Below are 7859 nucleotides of genomic sequence, written 5' to 3' on the forward strand. Positions count from 1 at the left end.
TTGATTATCAAAGTTTTACCAATAATAATTTTATGAATTCTCAAAACCAAATGGCGATTTATGGAATCGTTGTTGCCCTATTTATTCTTGCTTTTGGCGAATATGCTCTACATTTTTGGCTTTTTACAAATCCTGCAAAATGGGTTATCATTGCTTTTAAATTCTATAAAAAAGGAGGAATTGGTATTAGAATTTTGTGTGTCATTTTGTATCCACTTTGTTTTACATTTCAAAACTCAACGCTTCAAATTAACAATTATACCCTATTCAAAAAGAACCATCGTAGAGATATAATCGGAACGATTGTCTTTGCCATTTCAGCTATTGCTTGGATATTTATTCATAAAAATCCGTACCCAATTTTTTTCTTTCCATTGTTATTTTTAGGAGTGCTGATTGGGGGAATTTTTTTAGGAAATTTACTGAAAATAAAACCCGAAAATCAGAAGAAAATCCCTAATGACAAACAATCCATTGAAACCCCTTATTCATTTTCATTTGCAGGTTCAAATGGCTCATGGGTGAATGTCCCCGACCCATTTAGAGGAATTTTAGTGATTGGGGCGGCGGGTTCGGGTAAATCGTATAGTGTTGCAGAACCAATCATTGAACAAACCGCTCAAAAGGGTTATTCGGGGATTATTTATGATTTCAAATTTCCTTCATTAACAGATTTTGCTTTTCAACAATACCAAAGGTCTGCTTCACAAATTGGATTCTATGTAATTAATTTTCAAGACCTTAACAAGAGCCATCGAGTTAATGCTCTTGACCCGAAATATATTCCAACAGCAGCTTACGCAGAAGAATATAGCACTGCCATTATTTCCAATTTAATGCCTGAGTCTATTCAAAAAAAAGATTTTTGGATTCGTTCATCAACCGCAATGCTCACCGCAACTATTTGGTATATGCGTAAACATCATCCCAAATATTGTACAATTCCGCACGTGGTAAATTTAATTCTTTCCGAAGATTATAACGATTTAATCAACTTATTTAGACAAGATTATGAATGTGCCGCCATCGTGAGAAGCATAATTACAGCCATTGACCAAAAAGCTAATGAACAAATTTCGGGTGTTATTTCTACGCTCCAAATTGCATTGGCGAGAATTAACACCCAAGAAATTGCTTATGTGTTATCAGGCAATGATTTTAGTTTAGACCTCAATAATCCTCAAAATCCTAAATTGTTATGTTTGGGAACAAGTCCATCTTTGGTAGAGGCTTTTGCTCCTTTGATTAGTTGTATTTGTACAGTCGCTCTTAAATCAATGAATCAACAAAACAAACACCACAGTTTTGTTTTGTTAGACGAAGCTCCAACGCTTTATATTCCTAAATTTGAGCAAATCCCTGCAACTGCACGTAGTAACAAAGTAGTTACCATTTTTATGGCTCAGGATTTATCCCAAATTGAGAAAAATTACGGAATGAAAGAGGCGGAAACTATCGTTTCTAACCTTAACAATCACTTTTACGGGCGAGTAGCCAACATTAAAACTGCCGAAACGGTTAGTAAAATTATCGGGAAAGCAGACAAAATTATCAAGACTGAAAGTCAGGGGAGTAATAGACCCACAAGTTTATTTGAAACCAATCGTGGCTCAGGGTCAAGTAATCAAGGAATGTCAATTACGTTGCAGGAAAGACAGATTATCCATCCACAAGACGTTTTTAATTTACAGGTAGGAGAATTTATTGGAACAACGGTCGGGGCAACTAATCCCAATTTTTATACAAAATTGAGACGGCAAAAACCTATCGGTCGCAATCTTATAACGGTTAAAGGGTTGCCTACCATTTCAAAAAACTACGATATTTTGTTAAATTTTAATCTTATAATATCGGAGTGTAAAGCGATTTTGAAAGGAATAGAGATAAACTGATATTGAAAATTAGCCTATTTTGTTCTTCATGGCTAATTGTTTTGCTTTCATCTTCTCTTTCAATGTTTGATTTTCAATTACATTTACATTCTCAAATACAATGTCATCGGGCAATTCAGCTTTTCTGACTTGAATTTTTGATTTCGTTTGAGGTGATTTTTCTTGGTCGAGTAAGGGAGGCAAAAAGTCATTTTTTTCAACTGAACTTTGATTTTTGCTTAATTCGTTTTCGAGTAATTGAACTCTCATTTTTGACTTTTCAGTTTCTTTTTGTCGATTATAAATTTTGATTTTATTTTCTCTAACTGTTTTATTTTCAATGTTCTGAGTGATTTTTCTGTTTTTGTAAATATATCTCAGAGCATAGCTAAATCCAACGATTGCTAATAAGCAGAAAATCAATATGATGCTGTAATTAAACATGAATAAATTTTTAAAGATAAACGGAAGATGCTATTCAAAATTGTTTTAAACCTTACACTATATTTTCAATAAATGAAACTTACTCCAGACGGAAAACGGGATTGGAATTACTACAAAGACCGCATTGATTTTGTGAATTATGCAGAGCAACAAGGTTACGAAATCAATAATAAAAAGACCAGTAGAAGTTATGTGGTGATGCACCACACAACAAACGAAGATGTCATTATCATCTATAAAAATAAGAATACAGGCTATCAAGGCTACTTTAATCCTAATGATTCAAGGGATGAAGGTTCAGTGGTGGACTTTCAAAAATTTAGAAGTAATGGCGATTGGAAAGAAGTTTTTGCCAAATTAGACAGCTACTTGAATGAGTTACCGACTAACTATAATCCAAAAGTGAAAATTGAACCTGTTGGTTCAGTCAATCGTGAACAAGCTATCCAACACGAATTTCGGTTTTTACCTCTGACGAATGTTAAATATTTGAATGATAGAGGATTGACGGACGAAACAATTTTTTCACCTGAGTTTCAGCATCGTATTTACAATAAACATTTTTACGAAAACCAACGAACGCACATTAATATTGCCTTTCCATTGAAAAATGAGACAGGCACAATTGCCGCAATCATTCGTAATGAATCTTATAATAAGATAGAAGAACCCAAAATGGATGCTTCTTGGATTAGTAATACCAAATATAAAGACGGTCAAACAGACCGCTTAATTATTTCAGAAAGTCCGATTGATAGCCTTTCTTTTCATCAATTGATGAAACCTAAAACGGATGAAAAGAGAGTTTATTTAGCCACCGCAGGAAATTTGAGCGAAACCCAACCACGCTTTATCCAATTGGCAATTGATACGCTCAAACCCCGACAAATCATTTTGGCAAATGATAATGATAACGCAGGAATCAAACAGAATCTAAATCTGATTGGTGCTTTGTCGCACCCAGATTCAGAGCAAAGCCAGTATATCAAAACTCATTTGAATCTTGTTCAAAATACCCATGCTTTGTTACTGTTAAAGGTTAGCCATCCCAACCAAGAAGAAGGAGCAAAACTTTTGGAAAATTTGAGTAATAAATTAACCGAAGAAATAAACAAACATACGCCATTAGGTTTAGAACCCGATGCCAAAGCTGTTGTAACTCAACACGCTAAGTTTGGTTCAGAGTTAGAAATACATTTTACAAATAACAGACAAAATTTAATTCGAGTTGAAAAAGCATTATTAGAAATCAAAAATTTAGACCGTTTTATTACTGTTAAAAGACCCGTAAATAAGGATTTTAACGAAGATTTAAAATCTTCCGAAAAACACCGTTTAGAACCTTTATCGGAAGTTAAAAAAGAAGAGAAAATAATTGAGAATCAAGAAATTAAAACGATGAAAATGAGAAGATAGATAGTCTTTTTATAAATACATATTTTTTCTTTTCAAGAAAAGATAGTATTTTTAAGGTATAAAAAAACCGTAGAACATTGCTCCCCAGCGTCATTCTACGGCATAACAAGTTTAATCAGAAGCAAAATGGTGCTTCTTAAATGCCCTGTAAAAATATGGAAAAAAGTGTTTCCATGCAAGCAGTTGAATTAAAAAATGGCTTGCATAGTTGGATTGACCAAGTTCGCCTTGATAGAAATTTATTTCTAAATTTGCCTGACATTAATCGTAGTTTCAATGATGATTCTACCTTAGCAAAAGATATTATTGTCTTTATGGCTCATCGCTATAAGTCTGATATTTTTGGTTATACTTCTTTTACTCTCAATGATTTTTGTGCTACCATGAAGTACAAAAAACCTAATTTGAGCAAACTTCATCCTCTTTTTGAAGACCCCAATAATCGCCCACCGATGATTGAAGGGTATGAGTTTAAATCAACTTTTGATTATGTGATGTATCAACTGGCAGCACAGAATGTTCCCCTTTCAAGTATTAAGAGTACCCAAATACCCACTTTAAAGGCATTTAATGTTTCGTTTATCCAAATTATCAGCGACATTAAAATAGTCTATGATACACGAAGACCCCAAAACAAAATATATTCATTAAGTTTAGGTAGGGGCTTCATGGAGAATTTGATTAACTTTTATGTTTCTATTAGTTTGGCAGATTATATTTCTGTTGCTTCAAACAAACATAGTGGAAGAATTCGTAATCTTTATGTTTATTTGGCAGGAATGTTACCTGTATTGATTTATAATAAGAATACGGTTTTAACTCCAAATTTTGAAATGCTTTGCGGTATTGCAGGAATTGAAGATAAAGAACCCAAACACAGAAAACAGCGATTAATTAAGTATTTGGAAACGATAAGAACCAATACTTCGTTAAAGTTTGACCCTCAATTTGTTGTGGGGAAAGACCAAAAACAAGCCTATACTATCAATTTGACATTTGATATGACGAATGTAAATGTAGAAAGTATTAAAAAGAATATGTATTTCAAGAAGATTTATGATTTGTTTAGAGAAGCCTATGAGAAACGTTTTCCTGATAAATCGGATGATTTTGAAAACTTTCAAAACTGGCTGACAGATAGAGAAAATGACCAAGCCATTAAAGATAAAGTAATTCGAGATGCACACCGACAGACCTACATGAATTCGGAAAAAGATGTTAGCGAAGACCAACAATTGCAATTTATGATGTCGGAGTTCTTACAAAATTTAAAAAAATAACAAAAAGGAGGCAATGCCTCCTTTTTCATTTTGTGGCTACTTATCCACACAACCGTTATAAGATTGCGACTGAAAGCTGTTTTGCCGTTATAAGATTGCGACCCAGACTATATGTATCGTTATAAGATTGCGACCTACCGTTATAAGATTGCGACTTTAGACTCAAAACCATTATAAGATTGCGACTTACCGTTATAAGATTGCGACTTTTTGATGAAATATACCTGCACCGTTATAAGATTGCGACCGTTGAAAATCACTCAATTATCCTATCAACTCACTCCAAATCGACTTTTTATGAAATTCACCGTTATAAGATTGCGACCATTTATTAAACAATATTTAAACTACTATATAATAATAGACTAAGGGGAAAAAAAGTCAGCCATAAATTAAAAATTCACATATAAGATATATTTTTGTATTGTTTTTGTGAAAAAATGCTTGTATCTTTATAGCAGTTAAAACAAGTATTAATCATCTTAAAAACTCCCCATTTAAGAAAATGCAAAAGCAAACAAAAAAAACAGCTCCAACACAAACAAGTGTTAGTCAATCTAACGAAAACGCTCAATTGAGCCGTAAGGATGTTCAGCAAATGGTAACAGATTTTGTTATCAGAAGATTAGAAGAAGGGGTAATTCCTTGGCAAATGCCATATCAAGGTTATTGCGTTCCACAGAATTACGTTTCTAAACGACCCTACCGAGGAATTAATACACTGTTATTAGCATCGTTAAACTATGAAAACCCTTATTTCTTAACTTTTGACCAAGTAAAAGAATTAGGAGGAAAAGTTAAAAAAGGAGAAAAAGGTATTCCAGTCGTATTTTGGAAAATGTTGGAAAGTAATAAAGATACGCATACCAACCGACAAGGAGAAGAAGTAGCAGATAAAAAGCCGATGTTAAAACACTATCACGTTTTTAATGTAGCACAAACAGAGAACATTGAGTATAATTTCCCCAAGCCAATAGAGTTTAAAGAAAGTGATACCATTATTGCAGGAGAGAATATTTATCTTAATATGCCACAAAAGCCCCGATTAGAAACTTCAACCCGTGTACAAGCTTTTTATTCCCCTACTGGAGATTATGTACATATGCCAAGTAAACAATATTTTACCAGTAATCACGATTATTACGCTACCCTTTTCCACGAGTTAGTACATTCAACAGGACACAAAAGCCGTTTAGACAGGGAAGAGTTGGAAGGTATGAGTTTTTTTGGGGATGAAAATTATTCCAAAGAAGAACTAACTGCCGAGATAGGAGCAGCTTTTTTATGTGCAGAAATTAAAATTGATACCCTAAATGTACTAAATAGTTCAGCTTCTTACATTCAAAGTTGGTTACGGAAATTGAAGGATGATAAAACCCTGATATTGAAAGCATCTTCCAAAGCACAGAAAGCGGTAGATTTTATTTTAGGAGTCAGTTACGAAACAAAGCCAGTCAATACCAATAGAACACAACCCATAGAAGGTGATGAACAAGAAACTCCATTTGTGAATGAAGAAGTAGGAGACGATTTACCCTTCTAATTGAACCAATTTAAAAAGGGGAGTAATCCCCTTTCATTCCAACCTTTTTAATTTTAAGAAATCATGGCGAAGAAAATAAAAGCCCTTTTTATAGATGTGGTCAAACAAACCGTTACACCCATCGAAATCAAAAATAAGTTTTCCGAGTATTACCCACTTCTTGAATGTCAAATCATTGAACCCATCTATTTAGAAAATAGCGATGTTATTTATATTGATGAAGAAGGATTATTATGTGAACAAGAAGGCTATTTTAGACTCAAAGGTTATCCACAAGTTTATGCTGGTCATGGGTTAGTAATTGGTACAGAGCTAAATAAACAAAATGAAAAGGATGACGGAAATTGTCTTTCAACCCTTCAAGATATTTTGAATCTTATCATATTTCTAAGACCCAATGAAGTTAGTGGAGACGATATTGAGCCATTTTTTGAGTTTATACCCTACAATTAGATTTAGACGTATAAAGTAAATCGTTAATTTAAAAGGGGAGATAATCCCCTTTTAATACTTCCAAATTCTCATTTTTTAATTAATTCAATTCTTAAACGATAATATTATGTACCAGTTTAGAACAAAACAGGGCGATAAATTCTATACGTTTTTTAGTCCCGAAGAAATTAGTAAATATATACATTTTGATAGTTATGATGAAGCAGGTAATTCAAAAGTGATAGAAAGAAAAAACGTGGATTTCGAGAGTTTTAAATTTGATAAATGCTTTTGATATGGACACTAATCAATATCTAACCCTTGTGAACGTGAACGGTCAAACCGTTCACGTTTCCCATCCTGAGAAAACGTTATCCTTTGCCTTTAAAATTCAAGCAAAACTTGAAAGTTGTAAAAATGATAACGGATTAGGAAGCGAATTGTACGACTTTACGGCAGACCTGAGTAAACAACTAAGTCAAATGAAAGACCACCAGAGAATTAAAAACTAAGATGATAGTTAATTAGTTTTTAATTTGAAATAATGAATGGAGATTTGAAGGAATGGCTCAATATCAGTTCTTTAAATTTCCATTTGAAAAACCGCCACGCACGTTTTTCTATATGAGCAAACAAACAGAACCCTTTTGTACCAAAAGATAATCAGCTTGTTTGCTCATATAGAAAAAACTTCCTAACGCTCAAAGCGGCTGAATGTTTATGTTTACTGCCCTATCCTTTTTGACAGAGCCACTGCACAATCTATTCAAAACCAATAGGGCGGAGAAAAACGACCTTCAAGAAAACCGCTCATTATCTATGCTATACCTATATTTTCTTGAAAGTCTAAAAAAGCCCTCGCTAAATTGGCGG

At 33.4% G+C, this 7859-nt stretch carries 7 protein-coding genes; 6 read left to right on the forward strand and 1 reads right to left on the reverse strand.

Features of this window, described 5'->3' with window-relative positions:
• Positions 1-32: 32 nt before the first annotated feature.
• Positions 33-1892, forward strand: coding sequence for a type IV secretory system conjugative DNA transfer family protein (locus LV89_RS22310; RefSeq protein ID WP_109745147.1), 1860 nt, complete (start codon positions 33-35; stop codon positions 1890-1892).
• 9 nt (positions 1893-1901) lie between these two features.
• Here the strand turns inward: LV89_RS22310 and LV89_RS22315 are convergent, their stop codons facing one another.
• The gene (locus LV89_RS22315) at positions 1902-2315 is read right to left on the reverse strand and encodes a hypothetical protein (protein WP_109745148.1); all 414 of its coding nucleotides are present in this window, start codon (positions 2313-2315) and stop codon (positions 1902-1904) included.
• A 72-nt stretch (positions 2316-2387) separates the two neighbouring features.
• Between LV89_RS22315 and LV89_RS22320 the strand changes: the two genes are divergently transcribed.
• From LV89_RS22320 to LV89_RS22340, 5 genes are all read left to right on the forward strand, one after another.
• Entirely contained in the window at positions 2388-3731 is a 1344-nt protein-coding gene (locus LV89_RS22320) for a toprim domain-containing protein (RefSeq protein ID WP_109745149.1), read from the forward strand.
• 155 nt (positions 3732-3886) lie between these two features.
• Positions 3887-5011 (forward strand): hypothetical protein, encoded by a 1125-nt coding sequence (locus tag LV89_RS22325; protein WP_109745150.1) that lies wholly within the window; start codon positions 3887-3889, stop codon positions 5009-5011.
• Positions 5012-5516: 505 nt separating this feature from the next.
• Complete coding sequence (locus LV89_RS22330; protein WP_109745151.1) at positions 5517-6554, forward strand: ArdC family protein; 1038 nt, start codon at positions 5517-5519, stop codon at positions 6552-6554.
• Positions 6555-6617: 63 nt separating this feature from the next.
• Positions 6618-7007 carry a DUF3846 domain-containing protein gene (locus LV89_RS22335; protein WP_109745152.1) on the forward strand — a complete coding sequence of 130 codons (390 nt, stop codon included), beginning with the start codon at positions 6618-6620 and terminating at the stop codon, positions 7005-7007.
• A 275-nt stretch (positions 7008-7282) separates the two neighbouring features.
• On the forward strand, positions 7283-7498 hold the full coding sequence (locus LV89_RS22340; RefSeq protein WP_109745153.1) for a hypothetical protein: 216 nt from the start codon (positions 7283-7285) through the stop codon (positions 7496-7498).
• Positions 7499-7859 lie beyond the last annotated feature (361 nt).

The organism is Arcicella aurantiaca (assembly GCF_003148625.1).
Classification (GTDB): Bacteria; Bacteroidota; Bacteroidia; order Cytophagales; family Spirosomataceae; genus Arcicella; species Arcicella aurantiaca.

Bases quoted from the DNA above. Each gene is read 5' to 3' on its own strand.
- LV89_RS22315 (WP_109745148.1), bottom strand. From the start codon at position 2,315: ATGTTTAATTACAGCATCATATTGATTTTCTGCTTATTAGCAATCGTT.
- LV89_RS22340 (WP_109745153.1), top strand. From the start codon at position 7,283: ATGGACACTAATCAATATCTAACCCTTGTGAACGTGAACGGTCAAACC.
- LV89_RS22335 (WP_109745152.1), top strand. From the start codon at position 6,618: ATGGCGAAGAAAATAAAAGCCCTTTTTATAGATGTGGTCAAACAAACC.
- LV89_RS22325 (WP_109745150.1), top strand. From the start codon at position 3,887: ATGGAAAAAAGTGTTTCCATGCAAGCAGTTGAATTAAAAAATGGCTTG.
- LV89_RS22320 (WP_109745149.1), top strand. From the start codon at position 2,388: ATGAAACTTACTCCAGACGGAAAACGGGATTGGAATTACTACAAAGAC.
- LV89_RS22310 (WP_109745147.1), top strand. From the start codon at position 33: ATGAATTCTCAAAACCAAATGGCGATTTATGGAATCGTTGTTGCCCTA.
- LV89_RS22330 (WP_109745151.1), top strand. From the start codon at position 5,517: ATGCAAAAGCAAACAAAAAAAACAGCTCCAACACAAACAAGTGTTAGT.